The organism is Streptomyces sp. R-74717 (assembly GCF_047305335.1).
GTDB lineage: Bacteria > Actinomycetota > Actinomycetes > Streptomycetales > Streptomycetaceae > Streptomyces > Streptomyces atratus.
Map to the genome: position 1 here is coordinate 9,167,659 of NZ_CP102361.1, position 17,021 is coordinate 9,184,679.

Below are 17,021 nucleotides of genomic sequence, written 5' to 3' on the forward strand. Positions count from 1 at the left end.
AAGGAGATCGAAAGATGACCACCACCCTCTCGGAACGGATCTCCCAGTCCGCCTTCGACGGTTCCAGGCTGCGTGTCGTTCTGCTGCTGGACCTCTACGACGGGGCCCAGAAGCAGTTCCTGGAGGCGTATGAGCACCTGCGCAATCAGGTGGCATCCGTCCCCGGGCACATCAGCGATCAGCTGTGCCAGTCCATCGAGAACCCCTCCCAGTGGCTGATCACCAGCGAGTGGGAGAGCGCACCGCCGTTCCTCGCCTGGGTGAACAGTGAGGAGCACGTCGCGACGGTCCAGCCGCTGCACAGCTGTGTACGCGACACCCGTTCGCTGCGCTTCAGCGTGCTGCGGGAGACCGGCAAGGCGTTCGAGCTGGCGCCCGAGGCGGCCAAGGGCCGCCTGCAGGCGTCACCCCGGCTGGGCGACGGGGTGGTGCGCCACGCGCTCACCTTCACCGTCAAGTCGGGCACAGAGGACATCGTGGCGAAGATCCTGGCCGATTACGAGTCCCCGAAGGCTCGTGTCGACGATGTAACCCGGCTGCGCCGCACCTCGCTGTTCATGCACGGAAACCGCGTCGTACGGGCGGTCGAGGTCGAGGGCGACCTCCTCGCGGCCCTGCGGCACGTCGCCCGGGCACCCGAGGTCAGGGCCGTCGAAGAGGCCATCAACCCGTACCTGGAACAGGACCGGGACCTCAGCGATCCGGACTCCGCCCGGATGTTCTTCACCCGAGCGGCGCTCCCGACCGTCCACCACGTGACCGCGGGCCGGCACAAGGCCGAGGACATCCGCCGGCACGCACTCTTCTACCAGGCCAAGGAGGGTTGCGGCATGGCACTCGCCCGGCTGCTCGCCGGCCATGACGAGGAGGCGGCCGACGACCCGGCGAGCATCATTGACAGCAGCACCATCTTCCAACGCGACGACGTCGTCGTCCGCCTCCTCGAAGCGGTCGGACCGATCGACGCGCAGCCGGCCCAGGTGGTCGGCATCGACGGCCCCGGCAAGGTGGCCAGGCTCGGACGCCTCCTCGACGGCGGCGCGAATGCCGTACCCGCGACCGAGCAGGACATCCCGCACTTCCTGACGGAGTCCGAGATGACCCTGATCACGGATCGGCAGGCCATGGAGTCCTGAATCGCGCATCCGCACCCTGGGGGGTTCTCGCTCAACCCGTCATCACAACGCGCAATGCGCCAGGAGGAAAGCAGTCATGACCATGCACCGGCCACGCATCGTGGACCTCAGCGAGACGCAGCCCAACCGCAGGCGCGGAGGCGACCTTCGCGCCATGCTCACGCCGACGGCCGTGGGAGCCACCAGCGGTTTCATGGGGCTGGCCATCGTTCAGCCCGGCGACCGCATCGGCGAGCACTACCACCCGTACTCCGAGGAGTTCGTGTACGTCGTGAACGGTCTCCTGGAGGTGGATCTGGACGGTGAACCGCACCGGATGCGGCCCGACCAGGGCCTGCTGATCCCTCCCCATGTACGCCACCGATTCCGAAACGTGGGCGACGTCGAGGCACGCATGGTCTTCCACCTCGGCCCCCTCGCCCCGCGCCCGGAACTCGGCCACGTCGACACGGAGCACACGGAGTCCGGCGAGGGCATCGCGCCGCCGGAACGAACGGAGGCCGCCTCATGACCCGCCGCGTGGGGGTCACCGGTGTCGGCGTCGTGGCCCCCGGCGGCATCGGCGCACCGGCCTTCTGGGACCTCCTCGCGAACGGACGCACCGCCACCCGGGGCATCACGCTTTTCGACCCGGCCGGTTTCCGCTCCCGCATCGCCGCCGAGTGCGACTTCGACCCGGCGGCGCACGGACTGGACGCGGACCAGGTCGCCAGGTCGGACCGGTACGTCCAGTTCGCGATGGTTGCCGCCAGGGAGGCACTCGGTGACGCGGGGCTCGACCCGGAGAAGGTGGACCCCTGGCGGATGGGTGTGTCGCTGGGCACCGCGGTCGGCGGCACCACCCGACTGGAGCACGACTATGTTGCCGTCAGCGGCAGTGGCGCCCGCTGGGATGTCGACCACCGGCCGGCCGGTCCGCATCTGGAGCGGGCCTTCTCGCCCAGTTCCCTCGCCTCGGCGGTGGCCGAACAGGTCGGCGCGCACGGCCCGGTGCAGACCGTCTCCACGGGGTGCACCTCCGGTCTCGACGCGATCGGGTACGCCTTCCACTCCATCGAGGAGGGCCGCGTCGACGTCTGCATCGCCGGGGCGTCCGACTCACCGATCACCCCGATCACGGTGGCGTGTTTCGACGCGATCAAGGCCACCTCGGCGAACAACGACGACCCCGAACACGCCTCCCGGCCGTTCGACTCCCGCCGTGACGGCTTCGTCATGGGCGAGGGCGGAGCGGTGCTCGTGCTGGAGGAGCTGGAGCACGCCCGGGCCCGTGGCGCGACCGTGTACTGCGAGATCGCGGGCTACGCCACCTTCGGGAACGCCTACCACATGACCGGGCTGACCCCCGAAGGGCTGGAGATGGCCGAGGCGATCAACCGGGCCCTCGACCACGCCCGCATGGACGGCTCGCAGATCGACTACGTCAACGCGCACGGCTCGGGCACAAAGCAGAACGACCGGCACGAGACGGCCGCCGTGAAGCGGGCACTGGGCGCGCACGCCTACGACGTACCGATGAGCTCGATCAAGTCCATGGTCGGCCACTCGCTGGGGGCGATCGGGGCCATAGAGATCGCCGCCTGCGTACTCGCCCTGGTCCACCAGACGGTGCCGCCGACGGCGAACTACGAGAGCCCGGACCCGGAGTGTGACCTCGACTACGTGCCGCGCACCGCACGTCCCCTGAAGCTGCGCAGCGTCCTCTCGGTCGGCAGCGGGTTCGGCGGCTTCCAATCCGCGGTGGCCCTGACGAGAACAGGTGGGAGGACACCATGAAAACCCGTAAAGCGCGGCGCACCGTCGTCACCGGTATCGGTGTCGTCGCCCCCAACGGCACCAACACCGAGGCCTTCTGGAAGAGGACGCACGAAGGGATCAGCGTCCTCGACCGGGTCACCCGCGAGGGGTGCGAGCAGCTTCCGCTGCGGGTCGCGGGCGAGGTGCGGGGCTTCGAAGCGGCGGAGCTGATCGAAGAGCGCTTCATCGTCCAGACCGACCGGTTCACGCATTTCGCGATGGCCGCCGCGGACATCGCGCTGGACGACGCCAGGCTGGGCCGCGCCGACTACGAGGATTCACCCTTCGACGTCGGCGTGGTGACCGCTGCCGGGTCCGGTGGCGGCGAATTCGGCCAGCGGGAACTCCAACGGCTGTGGGGACAGGGATCCACCTACGTGGGTCCGTACCAGTCCATCGCCTGGTTCTACGCCGCCAGCACCGGCCAGATCTCGATCCGTGGCGGCTTCAAGGGGCCGTGCGCGGTCGTGGCCAGCGACGAAGCGGGCGGTCTGGATGCGCTGGCGCATGCCGCCCGTTCGATCCGCCGCGGTACCGAAGCGGTGGTGGTCGGCGCGGCCGAGGCACCGCTGGCGCCCTACTCGGTCGTCTGCCAGCTCGGGTACGAGGACCTGAGCACCCGTGACGACCCCGCCCGCGCCTACCGGCCGTTCACCTCGGACGCCTGCGGCTTCGTGCCGGCCGAGGGCGGTGCCATGCTGGTGGTCGAGGAGGAGCAGTCGGCCCGTCGGCGCGGGGCCCGTGTCCGGGCCGAAATCGCCGGGCACGCCGCCACGTTCACCGGGGCGGCCCGGTGGGAGGAGTCCCGGGAGGGCCTCGCCCAGGCGATCATCGGCGCCCTGCGGGAGGCCGACTGCGCGCCGGACGAGATCGACGTCGTCTTCGCGGACGCCCTCGGCGTACCGGCGGCCGACCGCGCCGAGGCGCTCGCGATCGCGGACGCACTCGGTGCGCACGGCCGACAGGTACCGGTGACGGCGCCCAAGAGCGGCATCGGGCGCGCCTACTGCGGCGCACCGGTGCTGGATGCGGCCGCCGCCGTGCTCTCCATGGAGAACGCGCTGATACCGCCCACCCCGAACGTCTTCGACGTGTGCCACGACCTCGATGTGGTCACCGGCCAGGCGCGCCCCGCGGAACTGCGGACGGCGCTCGTGCTCAGCCGCGGGCTCATGGGCTCGAACGCGGCGATGGTGCTGCGGCGCCCCACCGACATCCAAGTGTGAGTAAGGAGAAGTCCTCATGACCGATCGACTGACCTACACGGAACTCGCCGTCCTGATGAAGAAGGGCGCCGGACTCACCGTCGACCCGCGGGACATGGAGAAGCGCCCCGGGTCCGCCTTCGACGAGTTCGGCCTCGACTCGCTCGGCCTTCTCGGCATCGTGGGCGTGCTGGAGAACCGGCACGGCAGGGCGCTGCCGGCAGATGCCGACCGCTGCAAGACCCCCCAGGAATTCCTCGACCTCGTCAACACCACCCTCATGACTGGAGCCTGAAGTGTCCGGACACACGGAGAACGAGATCACCATCGCCGCCCCCCTGGACCTCGTCTGGGACGTGACGAATGATCTGGAGAACTGGCCGCGGCTGTTCAGTGAGTACGCCGCGGTCGAAGTCATCGAACGGGACGGCGACAGCACGACGTTCCGCCTGACCATGCACCCCGACGAGAACGACAAGGTCTGGAGTTGGGTCTCCGAACGGACCGTCGACCGCGCCGCACGCACGGTCCGCGCCCGCCGTGTCGAGCCGGGCCCGTTCCAGCACATGAACATCCGGTGGGAGTACTCGGAGGTCCCCGGCGGTACGAAGATGCGCTGGTCCCAGGAATTCGCGATGCGGCCCGACGCACCCGTCGACGACGCGTGGATGACCGACAACATCAACCGCAACTCCAAGGTCCAGATGGAGCTCATCCGGGACAAGATCGAGCAGCGCGCCCGGGAGCGCCGTACCGCCTCGGTCTCTGCCGGCTGACCAGCCGTCCGCCCACGACTCGCCGCCCGGCCGCACGGCCGGGCGGCCGGGCCGGGAACCAGAAAGGCATCCCACGATGCACCACGCTCTGATCGTCGCCCGGATGGCGCCGGGTTCGGCGCCGGACATCGCCGAGCTGTTCGCCGCCTCCGACAGCACTGAACTGCCGCACCTCGTCGGCGTCACCAGGCGCAAGCTCTTCCAGTTCGGCGACGTCTATCTGCACCTGATCGAATCGGACCGTCCGCCGGGTCCCGAGATCGCCAAGGTGACGGAGCACCCGGCGTTCAAGGACATCAGCGACAAGCTCACCGCATATGTGAGCGCGTACGACCCGAAGACCTGGCGCAGCCCCAAGGACGCCATGGCCCACGAGTTCTACCGGTGGGAGCGCGGCACCACCGCTTGAGACGGGAAGTCGCCCCGGGTCCGGCCGACTGGCCGGACCCGGGGCGACTTCCGTTGTTCCCGGGGAGGTTCGCCGGGGAGGGAGATCAGTCGGGGACCACGCATTCGAACGCGTGGAGGTAGGGGTTGACCGGGACGACCCTGTCGATCAGCAGACCGGCATCCGAGATCCGGGTCACCAGGCTCTCCCTCGTGTGCTTCGCACCGCCGACATTGAGGAGCAGCAGCAGGTCCATCGCGGTGGTGAACCGCATCGACGGGGTGTCGTCGACGAGGTTCTCGATGACGACGACCCTGGCTCCGGGGCGGGCTGCCGCGACGACATTGCGCAACGTCCTGCGCGTGCTGTCGTCGTCCCACTCCAGGATGTTCTTGATGATGTAGAGATCGGCCTTGACGGGGATGGCCTCGCGGCAGTCCCCGGCCACGATACGGGTCCGGTCGACAAGCGGCCCCTCGTCCCGCAGCCGGGCGTCGGCACGTGCCACCACGCCCGGCAGGTCCATCAGGGTACCGCGGAGCGATGGGTGCTTCTCCAGCAGGCTGGCCAGCACGTGTCCCTGGCCGCCGCCGATGTCGGCGACCGCGGACACCCCGGTGAGGTCGAGGAGTTCGGCGACATCCAGCGCGGACTGCATGCTGGAGGTGGTCATGGCCCGGTTGAAGATCTGGGCCGACTCGTGGGCGTCCTGGTGGAGGTAGTCGAAGAACCCCTTGCCGTGCACGTCCGCGAAGACGCTCTTGCCGGTGCGCACCGCCTCGTCGAGGCGCGGCCAGACGTCCCAGGTCCAGGGCTCGGTGCACCACAGGGAGATGTTGCGCAGGCTGTTCGGGTCGTCCTCGCGCAGCAGGCGGGACATCTCGGTGTGGGTGAAGCACCCGTCCGGGGTCTCGGCGAAGATCCCGTAGCAGGACAGCGCGCGCAGCAGCCGGCGCAGGGGCACCGGCTCGGTCTTCACCAGCGTCGCGAGCTCCTGTGCGGTCGCGGGCGTCTCGCCCAGCGCGTCGGCGACACCCAGCCGGGCCGCGGCGCGCACGGCGGCCGCGCGGGCCGCCCCGAAGACGATCTCGCGCAGTTGCATGGCCGGCTGAGGGGGTGTGACGGGGTGCGGGAGGGCGGCGTGTACGGGGGGCGGTGTGGGGGTGGGACTCACAGTGGTCATGCTGTTTCGCTTCTCCTAGTGCGGGGGTGCACCGGTCAGCACATCCCGGCCGGTGTGGACTTCTTGCAGACGTTGGCGACGAAGGTGTTGTGCTTGCCGGTGTCGCCGTTGGCCAGGTCGGCCGGCTTGTTGCCGAGTGCGACATTGGCGCTGATGGTGTGGCCGGTGTTCTTCGTGCCCACGAAGCTCTTGAACAGCACGACGCCGCCGGAGAGCGGCGTGGCGCCCACGTTGTTGCTGATCGTGTTCGAGCGGACCTGGGTGTCCGCGGCGCCGGTGAGCACGATGCCGGAACCCTGGATGGCGGGCAGGCGTTCGGTCTTGGCGCAGTACTTGTTGTTGTCGGTGATCTGGTTGGACTGGATCGTCATGGCTCCGGCCTGCGGCTTGCCCTCGTCGCCCACGATGAAGGCACCGCTGCAGTTGCCGGTGAAGGTGTTGTCGTGGACCGACAGGTTTCTCACGCGCCTGGCGGTGAAACCGATCCGGTTGTCCGCCAGCGTGTTGTCCTGGATCTCGGTGCCGCGGGTGTCGGTGGCGCCGCCCTCCTCGTCCACGGTGTTCGCGACGAAGAGGCCCGCGTCGCCGTTGGCGCGGGCGGTGTTGCCCGTGAACCGGCCGCGGGTGGAGCGCTCCTGGGCGATGCCCCAGACACCGTTGTGCTCGGAGGTCACGCGCCGGACGGTCAGCTGGTCCGTCCAGGAGGCCCAGACACCGTTCTTCTTGAATCCGGAGACGGTGAGCGAATCGATGCTCACACCGTCGACGGTCCGGCCCTTCTTGCCCAGGACGCAGATGCCGCTGCCGGCCTTCGCGCAGGCGTCGGTGGACTGCGTCTTGCCCGTCGGGGGCTTGATGACGGTTCGGCCGCCGAGGCCGCGCAGGGTCAGGCCCTTCTTGTCGATCAGGACGGTCTCGCGGTACGTGCCGGGCATGACGACGACCGTGTCGCCCGGCTTGGCGGCGTTCACCGCCTTCTGGATCGACCCGCCGGGGTGCACCACACGCGGGCTCGCGACGGTGGTGGACGGAACTGCCGTCCCGAATACCGCGGCCGAGACGACGAGTCCCGCGGCCGAGACGACCGCGACAGAGACAAGGCTCATGATGTGTCGTTTCCTCATGAGCCGACGCTATGGGCGATTTCCCCCCATTGCCACATAGGGTGAGCGGTCGGGTACACGGTGTCCCCGAATGGCTCAGTCCGGGGCCGCCGCCCGGTGTGCGGAGCCGACGCGCGACGGCGCACTCGGGTGATCCGGGCCGGAGCCCGTGCAGGTGTTCCTCGGGTGCACCGGGCCGGGAGCCATCCGGGTGACTTTCGGTCCTCGGTTCCCGGTCTCAGCCCTCGGGCCCGCGCCGGGGGGCGACGACCGAGCGGGCCCACCGGTAGTCGGCCTTGCCGCTCGGTGAGCGCTGGATTCGTGGGCTGATCACCAGGCGGCGGGGGATCTTGTAGCCGGCCAGACGGGTTCTGCAGTGCGCCTGGACGTCGTCGAGCGAGGGCTCGGCCGCCCCTTCGCGCAGCTGCACCACCGCCGCGACATGATTGCCCCACCGTTCGTCGGGCACCCCGGTGACCAGCGCGTCGTACACATCCGGATGGGCCTTCAGCGCCTGCTCGACCTCTTCGGGATACACCTTCTCGCCCCCGGTGTTGATGCACTGCGAACCCCGGCCGAGGACCGTGACGATGCCGTCCGCGTCAACGGTCGCCATGTCACCGAGCAGGACCCAGCGCTCGTCGCCCCTGCGGAAGAACGTCTCCGCGGTCTTCTGCGGGTCGTTGTAGTACCCGAGCGGCACATGGCCGCGCTGGGCGATCCGCCCCGGCTCGCCCGGAGCAACCGGCTCGTACGTCGCCGGATCGACCACCGCTGTACGGGAGTTGACCTGGAGCCGGAACCCCTTCTCCGGGCCCGAATCGGCCGTCGCCGTACCGTTGAACCCGGACTCCGACGAGCCGAAGTTGTTCAGCAGCATCACTGTCGGCACCAGCGCCTGGAACTCCGCACGCACCGAGTCCGACATGATCGCACCCGAGCTGGAGATGGAGAACATCGACGAACAGTCGGTGCCCTTCAGCGGTCCCTTCAGTGCGTCGATCAACGGCCGCAGCATCGCATCGCCCACCAGGGACACGCTGGTGACCTTCTCCTTCTCGATCGTACGGAGCACCTCCTGGGGTACGAACTTGCGGTGGAGTACGACCCGCTGCCCGAAGTTGAATCCGATGAACGCGGTGAGCGTCGAGGTGCCGTGCATCAGTGGGGGAGTGGGGAAGAAGGTGATCCCGTCACCGCCCGCGGCCACCCGCTCGGCCAGCTCCTGCGGGGTCTTCACCGGCTCACCGGTCGGCGCACCACCGCCGAGGCCGGAGAAGAAGAGGTCCTCCTGACGCCACATCACACCCTTGGGCATTCCGGTCGTGCCACCGGTGTAGATGATGAACTGGTCGTCGGCCGACCGCGGCGCGAAGCCGCGCTCCGGGCTCCCGGCCGCCTCGGCGTCCGTGAACGCCACCGCGTCCGGCCCGCGGACGCCCGCCACCGGTGCCCCCACCCGGATCAGGTGACGGAGAGTCGGGGCCTTCGGTGTCGCAGCCGAGACCCGGTCGTCGAACTCGGCGTCGAAGACCAGCGCCGCCAGATCCGCATCACGGTAGAGGTAGGCCAACTCCTCTTCCACATATCGATAGTTGACATTGACGGGGACGATACGGGCCTTGAGGCAGGCCAGCACCGTCTGGAGGTACTCGACTCCGTTGTACAGGTGCAGCCCCAGATGCTCGCCGGGGGCGATGCCCGCCTCGATCAGATGGTGGGCGATGCGATTGGCGGCCGCGTCCAGCTCCGTGTACGTCAGCCGGCGCTCCGCACCCGTACCGGGGTGATCGAGGTACACGAGCGCCTCGCGTTCCGGGACCGCGTCGACGACCGACTCGAACAGGTCGGCAAGGTTGTACTCCACCGTTCCTCCTGACCCCGGATGCTGACTGGCTCGGCGGTCATTAGAGCGCTGGGAGGCACAAGTGGGAAGGGGGGCCGTCGAAGAAATCTGACTGACTGTCAGAAAACTATTGAACTGGACCCCCACCTACTGCAACCTGTTCTAGGTCTTGAGACGGGAGGCAGGCAATGGGTGGTACGGAACACCTCACCGTGCAGCGCGAGGGCGCCACGCTGGTGCTCACCTTGAACAGGCCGGAGGCGAAGAACGCACTCTCGCTGCCGATGCTGGTCGGGCTGTACGACGGCTGGCTGGCGGCGGACGAGGACGACACCGTTCGCTCGGTGGTCCTCACCGGCGCGGGCGGCTGCTTCTGTGCCGGCATGGACCTCAAAGCCCTGGCGGGCAAGGGGATGGATGGCGAGCAGTACCGCGACCGGATGACCGCCGACCCCGATCTGCACTGGAAGGCGATGCTGCGCCATCATCGCCCCCGCAAACCGGTCATCGCCGCCGTCGAGGGCCACTGCGTGGCGGGCGGAACCGAGATCCTGCAGGGCACCGACATCCGTATCGCCGGTGCGAGCGCCACCTTCGGGCTCTTCGAGGTCAAGCGCGGACTGTTCCCCATCGGCGGCTCGACGGTACGGCTGCCCCGCCAGATCGCCCACACCCACGCCCTCGAAATGCTCCTCACCGGACGCCCGTACAGCGCCGACGAAGCGGCCCGCATCGGGCTGATCGGCAGAGTCGTCCCCGACGGCACCGCACTGGAACAGGCCCTCGACGTCGCCGAGCGGATCAATGCCTGCGGCCCGCTCGCTGTCGAGGCTGTCAAGGCCTCTGTGTACGAGACCGCCGAAATGACCGAGACCGATGGGCTCGCCGCCGAACTGAAGCGCGGCTGGCCGGTCTTTGCGACCGCCGACGCCAAGGAAGGCGCCCGCGCCTTCGCCGAGAAGCGCCCGCCCGTCTACCGGCGCGCCTGAAGCCAAGGAGACAACCGTGCCCGACGTCCTCAGCGCACCGCTGGTGGTCGAGTTCCCCTTCACCCGCTCTCTCGGCCCGGTCCAGAGCGCCTTCCTCACCGGGCTGCGCGAACGGACCGTGCTCGGCGTGCGGACCGGCGACGGAAAGGTCATGGTCCCGCCCGTCGAGTACGACCCTGTCACCGCCGAGGAACTGCGCGAACTGACCGAGGTCGCCACCACCGGCACCGTCACCACCTGGGCCTGGAACCCGGCCCCGCGCCGCGACCAGCCCCTGGCCACCCCGTTCGCCTGGGTGCTGGTCGAGCTGGACGGGGCCGACACAGCCCTGCTCCACGTCCTCGACGCGCCAGGACCCGAAACCGTGAACACCGGTATGCGGGTCCGGATCCGCTGGGCCCCGCAGCGCACCGGTGCCATCACGGACATCGCCTGCTTCGAACCGTACGAGGGCGAGGCGATGGCCCAAAGCACTCCGCACAGTGGCGAGTTCGCCGACCCCGTCACCGGCATCGTCACCCCGGCCCGCCTCGACTACACGTACACCCCCGGCCGCGCCCAGAGCGCGTACCTCAATGCCCTCTCCGACCAGCGCACCGTCGGCGAGCGCTGCCCGTCCTGCCGCAAGGTGTACGTCCCGCCCCGCGGCGCCTGCCCCACCTGCGGCGTCGCCACCGCCGAACAGGTCGAGGTCGGCCCGCGCGGCACCGTCACCACGTACTGCATCGTCAACATCAAGGCCAAGAACGCCATGAACGACGCCATCGAGGTCCCGTACGTCTACGCCCACATCGCCCTCGACGGCGCCGACCTCGCCCTGCACGGGCGGATCGGCGGCATCCCGTACGACCAGGTGCGGATGGGTCTGCGGGTCGAGCCCGTCTGGACCGAGGGCGGCCGCCACCCCGACCACTACCGGCCCACCGGAGAGCCGGACGCCGACTACGACGCGTACAAGGAGCTGCTGTAGATGCGAGACGTAGCGATCGTCGCCTTCGCGCAGACGGATCATCTGCGGCGCACCGACGAACTCTCCGAAGTCGAAATGCTCATGCCGGTCCTGCACCAGGTCCTCGACGCGACCGGCCTCAGGGCACGCGACATCGGCTTCACCTGCTCGGGATCCAGCGACTACCTCGCCGGCCGCGCCTTCTCCTTCACCATGGCCCTCGACGGCGTCGGCGCCCACCCGCCGATCTCCGAGTCCCATGTGGAGATGGACGGCGCCTGGGCGCTGTACGAGGCATGGGTGAAGATCCAGACGGGCGAGGCCGACACCGCACTCGTCTACTCCTACGGAAAGTCCTCGCCCGGTGAGGTGCGCGACGTTCTCACCCGACAGCTCGACCCGTACTACGTCGGCCCTCTCTGGACGGACTCCGTCGCACTTGCCGCACTTCAGGCGCAGGCGCTGATCGACGCGGGCGACACCGATGAGGCCGCCCTCGCCGCGATCGCCACCCGCAGCCGCGCCGCCGCCGCGGACAACCCGCACGCCCAGATCGCCGGCCCGGTCCCGGCCGGCGAATACGTCGTACAGCCGCTGCGGACCGGTGACTGCCCGCCGGTAGGAGACGGTGCGGCCGCTGTGATCCTCGCCGCCGGTGACACCGCACGGGCCCTGTGCCCCCGTCCCGCCTGGATCCGCGGCATCGACCACCGCATCGAGCCCCACAGTCTCGGGGTCCGGAGGCTGACCGAATCGCCGTCCACCAGGCTCGCTGCCGAACACGCCGGGGTCTTCGAACGGCCCGTGGACACCGCCGAGTTGCACGCCCCGTTCACCTCCCAGGAGGTGGTGCTGCGCAAGGCGCTCGGGCTCGACGGCAGCGTCACCGTCAACCCGTCCGGCGGTGCGCTCGCCGCCAACCCCGTCATGGCCGCCGGGCTGATCCGCCTCGGCGAGGCCGCGGCCCGTATCCACCGCGGGGAGTCCGACCGGGCACTCGCCCATGCCACCTCCGGTCCCTGCCTGCAACAGAACCTGGTCGCCGTCCTCGAAGGGGAGAGTGCTCATGCCTAAGGAGCCCGTGGCCGTCGTCGGCATCGGCCAGACCAAGCACGTCTCCGCCCGCCGGGACGTCTCCATCGCCGGACTCGTCCGCGAGGCCGCCGTCCGTGCGCTGGAGGACGCGGGACTGACCTGGGCGGACATCGACGCCGTCGTCATCGGCAAGGCACCCGACTTCTTCGAGGGCCTGATGATGCCGGAGCTCTATCTCGCCGACGCCCTCGGCGCGGTCGGCAAACCGATGCTCAGAGTGCACACCGCGGGCTCGGTCGGCGGCTCCACCGCACTCGTCGCCGCCAATCTGGTCTCTGCGAGGGTGCACCGTACCGTCCTCACGCTCGCCTTCGAGAAGCAGTCGGAGTCCAACGCCATGTGGGGCCTGTCGCTTCCCATCCCGTTCCAGCAGCCGCTGCTGGCGGGCGCGGGCGGCTTCTTCGCCCCGCACGTCCGGGCCTACATGCGCCGTACCGGAGCGCCGGAAGTGGTCGGCTCCCTCGTCGCGTACAAGGACCGTCGCAATGCGCTCAAGAATCCGTACGCGCACATCCATGACCCGGACATCACCCTGGAGAAGGTCCAGTCCGCACCGATGCTCTGGGACCCGATCCGCTACTCGGAGACCTGCCCGTCCTCCGACGGGGCCTGCGCGATGATCCTCACCGACCGTGCCGGTGCGGACCGTTCGCCGCATCGGCCCGCCTGGGTGCACGGCGGTGCGATGCGCAGTGAACCGACGCTCTTCGCCGGCAAGGACTTCGTCTCGCCACAGGCGGGCAAGGACTGCGCCGCCGATGTGTACCGGCAGGCGGGGATCGGCGACCCCCGAAGGGAGATCGACGCCGTCGAGATGTATGTGCCGTTCTCCTGGTACGAACCGATGTGGCTGGAGAACCTCGGCTTCGCCGACGAGGGCGAGGGCTGGAAGCTCACCGAGTCCGGCGTCACCGAACTCGACGGAGATCTGCCCGTGAACCCCTCGGGTGGGGTGCTCTCCACCAATCCCATCGGCGCCTCCGGCATGATCCGCTTCGCCGAAGCCGCGTTGCAGGTACGGGGACAGGCGGGCGAGCACCAGGTGGCGGGGGCGCGAAAGGCGCTCGGCCATGCGTACGGCGGCGGGGCGCAGTTCTTCTCCATGTGGCTGGTCGGAGCCGAGCCTCCCACCCGCTGACCGCGGTCCGTCCCGGACCGGTGGAAGCCCTGCCCGCGGCCTGTCCCAGGCCGCCGTCGGTGGCTAGGCTTTGGCCCGGGACGACAAGCGGGAGGAGCCGACGTGACGGAGAGCACCACCAGCCGGCAGCCCATTGCGGGCTGGGACAAGCCGGACCTCGATCTCAGCAACGCGGACTGGCGGTCGGGCAGTCAGGGCGCGGGCGATGTCCAGATCGCCTTTGTCGAAGGATTCATCGCGATGCGCAACGCCGGAAAGCCCGGCAGCCCGTCGCTGATCTTCACCCCGGCCGAATGGCGCGCGTTCGTGGTGAACGCCCGCGACGGCGAGTTCGACCTCACCTGAGCGTCGAACGCCCGGCGCCCCTCTTCAGGGCCGCAGCAGCTCGCGCACCCAACTGTCGTCAGCGAAACGGTAGTTGAGCCGTGTGTGCCTGCGTTGCTTGTCGCCTTGCCGGAACTCCACACTCTGCGGGCGCACCGTGTGCAGCGTCCAGCCCGGCGGAACGAGATCCGGCTCCCGCTCCAGGCGCGCCGGCGATTTCCGTACCGCCGCGTCGCGCTCCGCGAGGTCGCCGAGCGGACTGCTCTGCCGCCCGAGCAGCGATTCGGCCCTGGTCCCCGCACCCCGGGCCAGGAAGTCCGCCGCGCTCTGCTCGGCACTCTCCGCGACCACGGGCCCGCGCACCCGGACCTGCCGGGCCAGGGGGAGACCAGTAGAAGGTGACCGCGGCAAAGGGGCGTTCCGTGAGATCGCGGCCCTTCGCTCCGCCCGCGTCCGAGGCGAACTGCCGGTCCTGCTCGGAGACGTTCTTGAGGATCAGGGTGCGGGCGGTCGGAGTCCCGTCCGCACGCGCCGTCGACAGGGTCATCGCGTGCGGCTCCCGCGCCCTTGACTCCAGGGCGTGCAACAGCCATTCGGTGAAGAGCTCGGCAGGAGTCTCCGGCGCGGTTCGAGGACCGAACAGGGGCAGCTCGCCCCGGAACACCTCGATGTCGCGCAGCAACTGAAGCAGCTCGGTCATGCCGAGCCTCCCTGTGTTTAACGGTCTCAGTCGAAGCTACCAGCTCTGTGTCCGACACCCGGCTTGCGCTCGACCTCGCCCTCACCATCCGCCACGACGAGCGGGGAGGTGTCGCCGACGACCTCGACACCCCGGACGGGCTGACCCAGGGGGTGCGCGAACGGCGCGGTCTGCTCGGCGACACGTCGGGTGGCGAAAGCTGGACGGCCGACGAACAGAGCCTCGAAGCCGTACGGTCGCTGCGCGCCGCCGTTCGGGCGCTCTTCGCGTACGCGGTCCGCCCCGGCGAGCCGAGCGGCGCCGACGCCGGACGGCTGCTGCCCTTCGAAGAGGCGCTCCGCCGGCTCAACGCCGCCGCTGCCGCAGTCCCGACCGTGCCACGCCTCGACTGGGCGCAGGACTGCGATCCTGTCGTCCATGACCACCCGGCCGACGGAACGGCGAAAGGGATCGCCCTGCCCGCCGCCCTTGCCCGCGCGGCCATCGGCTTCCTCGCCGGACCGGACCGCACGGCCCTGCGTGCCTGCCACGCCCCACGCTGCGTGCGCTACTTCCATCAAGAGGCATCCCCGCCAGGAGTGGTGCAAGCCGTCCTGCGGAAACCGCGCCCGGGTCGCACGTCACCACGAGCGCCACCGCACCACGTAGCGTGGTGATCGTGACAGGTGAGCGCGATCTTCGAACCCTGCTGAGCGGCATGCGGCCGGAGCTGAACCCGGGACGCCATGTCTTTGTCACCGTGCCCGACGGAGCGATGCCCGAAGGCGTCAATCCGGTCGTCACGGTCACCGAGCCCGAAGGGCTCACCTTGGTGCTGCCGGAGACGGAAGCCGTATCCGCCGGGCTGCGATACGACTACGTGGCGGGCTGGATCACCCTGCGTGTCCGCTCCGCGCTGGACGCGGTGGGGCTCACCGCCGCAGTGTCCCTGGCGCTCACCGATGCCGGGCTGAGCTGCAATGTGGTGGCCGGCTTCCACCACGACCACTTGTTCGTTCCCTACGACCGGGCCGCCGAGGCCGTCGACGTGCTGAAGGCACTGGCCGCGGAATCCGGCTAGGGGCAGGGCCGGGGAGCTGTTGGAGCACGGGCCGCAGAACCGCCGGAGTGCGGCCATCGGACCCGCCGGAGCCCGAGCCGCGGACCCGGCTGTGCCCCGGCCGGCGCAGACCCGGCTCCGCAACGTGAGCCCGGACACGTAACATGTCTGCATGTCCTTCCTCCGCCGCCGTAGCGCCGCCACACCCGCGGGCCCCGACTTCGACGTCCTGGCCATGGACCCGGGGGACTGGCCCGGAAACCTCGGTGCCGGTCTGCTGCCTGCGCCCGACGGGAGCTGTCAGGGCGTCTTTCTGCGCTACGACCTGTTCGGCGGCCGCGGCCCCGCGATGATCATCGGCAATCTCCCGGAGGGCTCGCCCGCCCGTGAGACCGAGGAGGGCCAGGTTCCGTTCGAGGTCGCCCAGCTGCTGCTCGCGCTCGAGAACGACGAGCCGGTCGAGGTCACCGGCACCGAGGACATGCCCGTGATGCAGGGCGACAACCTGCTGATCGTCCGCCGCGTCAAGCTCTCCGAGAGCCGGATCTCCTGCGTCCAGTTCGACCGCAGCGACGGCGTGCTCGTCACCATCGCCAGCTGGGACCGGCCGATCACCGACGACCTGTACACCCTGCTGAAGCCTCTGCCCGCCGAGCTGTTCCAGCAGGGCTGAAACCGTCCCTTCGTCGGCCGCCCGTGCGCATCGGATGGCTGCGGGCGCATGTATAACCCATCTGTCCAAGTGGTGGCGGCCTCTGACCAAGGGGCCGCTTTTTCATACCGTCTCGTCGGGGCATTCATCGGACCTTTGCCGTCGGCCGCATGACGTTCGGGATGACACGACGCGCCACAGTGAAGACAGCGATAGGCGCAACCAGCTTTCTGGCGCTGGGAATCCCTGCCCTTTTCGGCGCGGTGGCGGCCGCCAGTACCTCCGATGAATCAAAGCAGGCGAAGGCTCCGCGTACTCGAAGAAATCGGCGGAACCGACGCTCCGGTACAACATCCCTGCCGCGGGTCGGGAGCGCGAGTCGCTGCCCATCGGCGGTGGTGCCCTCGGCGCAATCAATCTGCAGATGAACTACTGGCTCGCGGAGGTTACCAACCTCGCCGAGACCACCGCACCGTACGACCGCTACATCGAAGCGATGCGCACCCCCGGCCGGAAGACGGCGAAGGAAATGTTCAAGACCGCGGGCGCGGGCTGCGCGCCCGAGGCGGCTTCACCGTCGACATCGAATGGGCCGCGGGGCAGGCCCGCCGTGTGGTGATCACGGCGAGCCGCAACCGCGAAGTGACCGTCCGCAGCTCGCCGTTCGCGAGCGGCGAGAAGGTCTTCAAGGCGCGTGCGGG

18 protein-coding genes and 3 pseudogenes are annotated in these 17,021 nt (G+C 69.5%); 16 read left to right on the forward strand and 5 right to left on the reverse strand.

Features of this window, described 5'->3' with window-relative positions:
* The first annotated feature begins 14 nt into the window (after positions 1–14).
* The 7 genes from NRF20_RS41345 to NRF20_RS41375 all read left to right on the forward strand — a co-directional run bounded on the left by NRF20_RS41345 (position 15) and on the right by NRF20_RS41375 (position 5,323).
* Positions 15–1,136, forward strand: coding sequence for a SchA/CurD-like domain-containing protein (locus NRF20_RS41345; RefSeq protein WP_398629383.1), 1,122 nt, complete (start codon positions 15–17; stop codon positions 1,134–1,136).
* Positions 1,137–1,212: 76 nt separating this feature from the next.
* Positions 1,213–1,647 (forward strand): cupin domain-containing protein, encoded by a 435-nt coding sequence (locus NRF20_RS41350; RefSeq protein WP_266364815.1) that lies wholly within the window; start codon positions 1,213–1,215, stop codon positions 1,645–1,647.
* The gene (locus NRF20_RS41355) at positions 1,644–2,912 is read left to right on the forward strand and encodes a beta-ketoacyl-[acyl-carrier-protein] synthase family protein (protein ID WP_093897912.1); all 1,269 of its coding nucleotides are present in this window, start codon (positions 1,644–1,646) and stop codon (positions 2,910–2,912) included. The genes NRF20_RS41350 and NRF20_RS41355 overlap by 4 nt, the downstream gene beginning before the upstream one ends.
* A complete protein-coding gene (locus NRF20_RS41360) occupies positions 2,909–4,159 on the forward strand; it encodes a ketosynthase chain-length factor (RefSeq protein WP_266364817.1) in 1,251 nt (416 codons plus the stop codon). Before NRF20_RS41355 ends, NRF20_RS41360 begins: the two co-directional genes overlap by 4 nt.
* Before the next feature lie 16 nt (positions 4,160–4,175).
* Complete coding sequence (locus NRF20_RS41365; RefSeq protein WP_093897914.1) at positions 4,176–4,433, forward strand: acyl carrier protein; 258 nt, start codon at positions 4,176–4,178, stop codon at positions 4,431–4,433.
* A gap of 1 nt (position 4,434) precedes the next feature.
* Positions 4,435–4,914, forward strand: a complete 480-nt coding sequence (locus NRF20_RS41370; protein ID WP_114242774.1) for an SRPBCC family protein — start codon at positions 4,435–4,437, stop codon at positions 4,912–4,914.
* Between the two features lie 76 nt (positions 4,915–4,990).
* On the forward strand, positions 4,991–5,323 hold the full coding sequence (locus tag NRF20_RS41375; protein WP_266364819.1) for a TcmI family type II polyketide cyclase: 333 nt from the start codon (positions 4,991–4,993) through the stop codon (positions 5,321–5,323).
* A gap of 85 nt (positions 5,324–5,408) precedes the next feature.
* On the opposite strand, the gene NRF20_RS41380 is transcribed toward NRF20_RS41375, so the two are convergent.
* The 3 genes from NRF20_RS41380 to NRF20_RS41390 all read right to left on the reverse strand — a co-directional run bounded on the left by NRF20_RS41380 (position 5,409) and on the right by NRF20_RS41390 (position 9,455).
* Positions 5,409–6,485 (reverse strand): methyltransferase, encoded by a 1,077-nt coding sequence (locus tag NRF20_RS41380; RefSeq protein ID WP_413754235.1) that lies wholly within the window; start codon positions 6,483–6,485, stop codon positions 5,409–5,411.
* 35 nt (positions 6,486–6,520) lie between these two features.
* Positions 6,521–7,609, reverse strand: coding sequence for a nitrous oxide reductase family maturation protein NosD (locus NRF20_RS41385; protein ID WP_413754236.1), 1,089 nt, complete (start codon positions 7,607–7,609; stop codon positions 6,521–6,523).
* A gap of 217 nt (positions 7,610–7,826) precedes the next feature.
* Positions 7,827–9,455, reverse strand: coding sequence for an acyl-CoA synthetase (locus NRF20_RS41390; protein WP_413754237.1), 1,629 nt, complete (start codon positions 9,453–9,455; stop codon positions 7,827–7,829).
* Between the two features lie 167 nt (positions 9,456–9,622).
* On the opposite strand from NRF20_RS41390, the gene NRF20_RS41395 reads away from it, so the two are divergent.
* The 5 genes from NRF20_RS41395 (at position 9,623) to NRF20_RS41415 (ending at position 13,950) form a co-directional block, all read left to right on the forward strand.
* Positions 9,623–10,423, forward strand: coding sequence for a crotonase/enoyl-CoA hydratase family protein (locus tag NRF20_RS41395; protein ID WP_413754238.1), 801 nt, complete (start codon positions 9,623–9,625; stop codon positions 10,421–10,423).
* Positions 10,424–10,439: 16 nt separating this feature from the next.
* The gene (locus tag NRF20_RS41400; RefSeq protein WP_413754239.1) at positions 10,440–11,393 is read left to right on the forward strand and encodes a Zn-ribbon domain-containing OB-fold protein; all 954 of its coding nucleotides are present in this window, start codon (positions 10,440–10,442) and stop codon (positions 11,391–11,393) included.
* Positions 11,394–12,446, forward strand: coding sequence for a thiolase domain-containing protein (locus tag NRF20_RS41405; RefSeq protein WP_413754240.1), 1,053 nt, complete (start codon positions 11,394–11,396; stop codon positions 12,444–12,446).
* Entirely contained in the window at positions 12,439–13,605 is a 1,167-nt protein-coding gene (locus NRF20_RS41410; protein ID WP_398629377.1) for a thiolase domain-containing protein, read from the forward strand. Before NRF20_RS41405 ends, NRF20_RS41410 begins: the two co-directional genes overlap by 8 nt.
* A 102-nt stretch (positions 13,606–13,707) precedes the next feature.
* Positions 13,708–13,950, forward strand: coding sequence for a DUF397 domain-containing protein (locus NRF20_RS41415; protein ID WP_398629376.1), 243 nt, complete (start codon positions 13,708–13,710; stop codon positions 13,948–13,950).
* A gap of 24 nt (positions 13,951–13,974) precedes the next feature.
* Here NRF20_RS41415 and NRF20_RS41420 read toward each other — a convergent pair whose 3' ends face one another.
* Together NRF20_RS41420 and NRF20_RS41425 are read right to left on the reverse strand one after the other, a co-directional pair.
* Positions 13,975–14,280: a pyridoxine 5'-phosphate oxidase C-terminal domain-containing protein gene (locus NRF20_RS41420; protein ID WP_398629375.1), complete on the reverse strand. Its 306-nt coding sequence runs from the start codon at positions 14,278–14,280 to the stop codon at positions 13,975–13,977.
* A 46-nt stretch (positions 14,281–14,326) separates the two neighbouring features.
* Positions 14,327–14,629: pseudogene (locus NRF20_RS41425) on the reverse strand (pyridoxamine 5'-phosphate oxidase family protein); the annotation flags it as partial.
* Between the two features lie 47 nt (positions 14,630–14,676).
* On the opposite strand from NRF20_RS41425, the pseudogene NRF20_RS41430 reads away from it, so the two are divergent.
* From NRF20_RS41430 to NRF20_RS41445, 4 genes and pseudogenes are all read left to right on the forward strand, one after another.
* Positions 14,677–15,277 (forward strand): annotated as a pseudogene (locus NRF20_RS41430) (CGNR zinc finger domain-containing protein).
* A gap of 10 nt (positions 15,278–15,287) precedes the next feature.
* Positions 15,288–15,689, forward strand: coding sequence for an ACT domain-containing protein (locus NRF20_RS41435; protein WP_413754241.1), 402 nt, complete (start codon positions 15,288–15,290; stop codon positions 15,687–15,689).
* 151 nt (positions 15,690–15,840) lie between these two features.
* Positions 15,841–16,341: a hypothetical protein gene (locus NRF20_RS41440; protein ID WP_018550733.1), complete on the forward strand. Its 501-nt coding sequence runs from the start codon at positions 15,841–15,843 to the stop codon at positions 16,339–16,341.
* Positions 16,342–16,732: 391 nt separating this feature from the next.
* Positions 16,733–16,867: pseudogene (locus tag NRF20_RS41445) on the forward strand (glycosyl hydrolase family 95 catalytic domain-containing protein); the annotation flags it as partial.
* Positions 16,868–17,021: the final 154 nt, after the last annotated feature.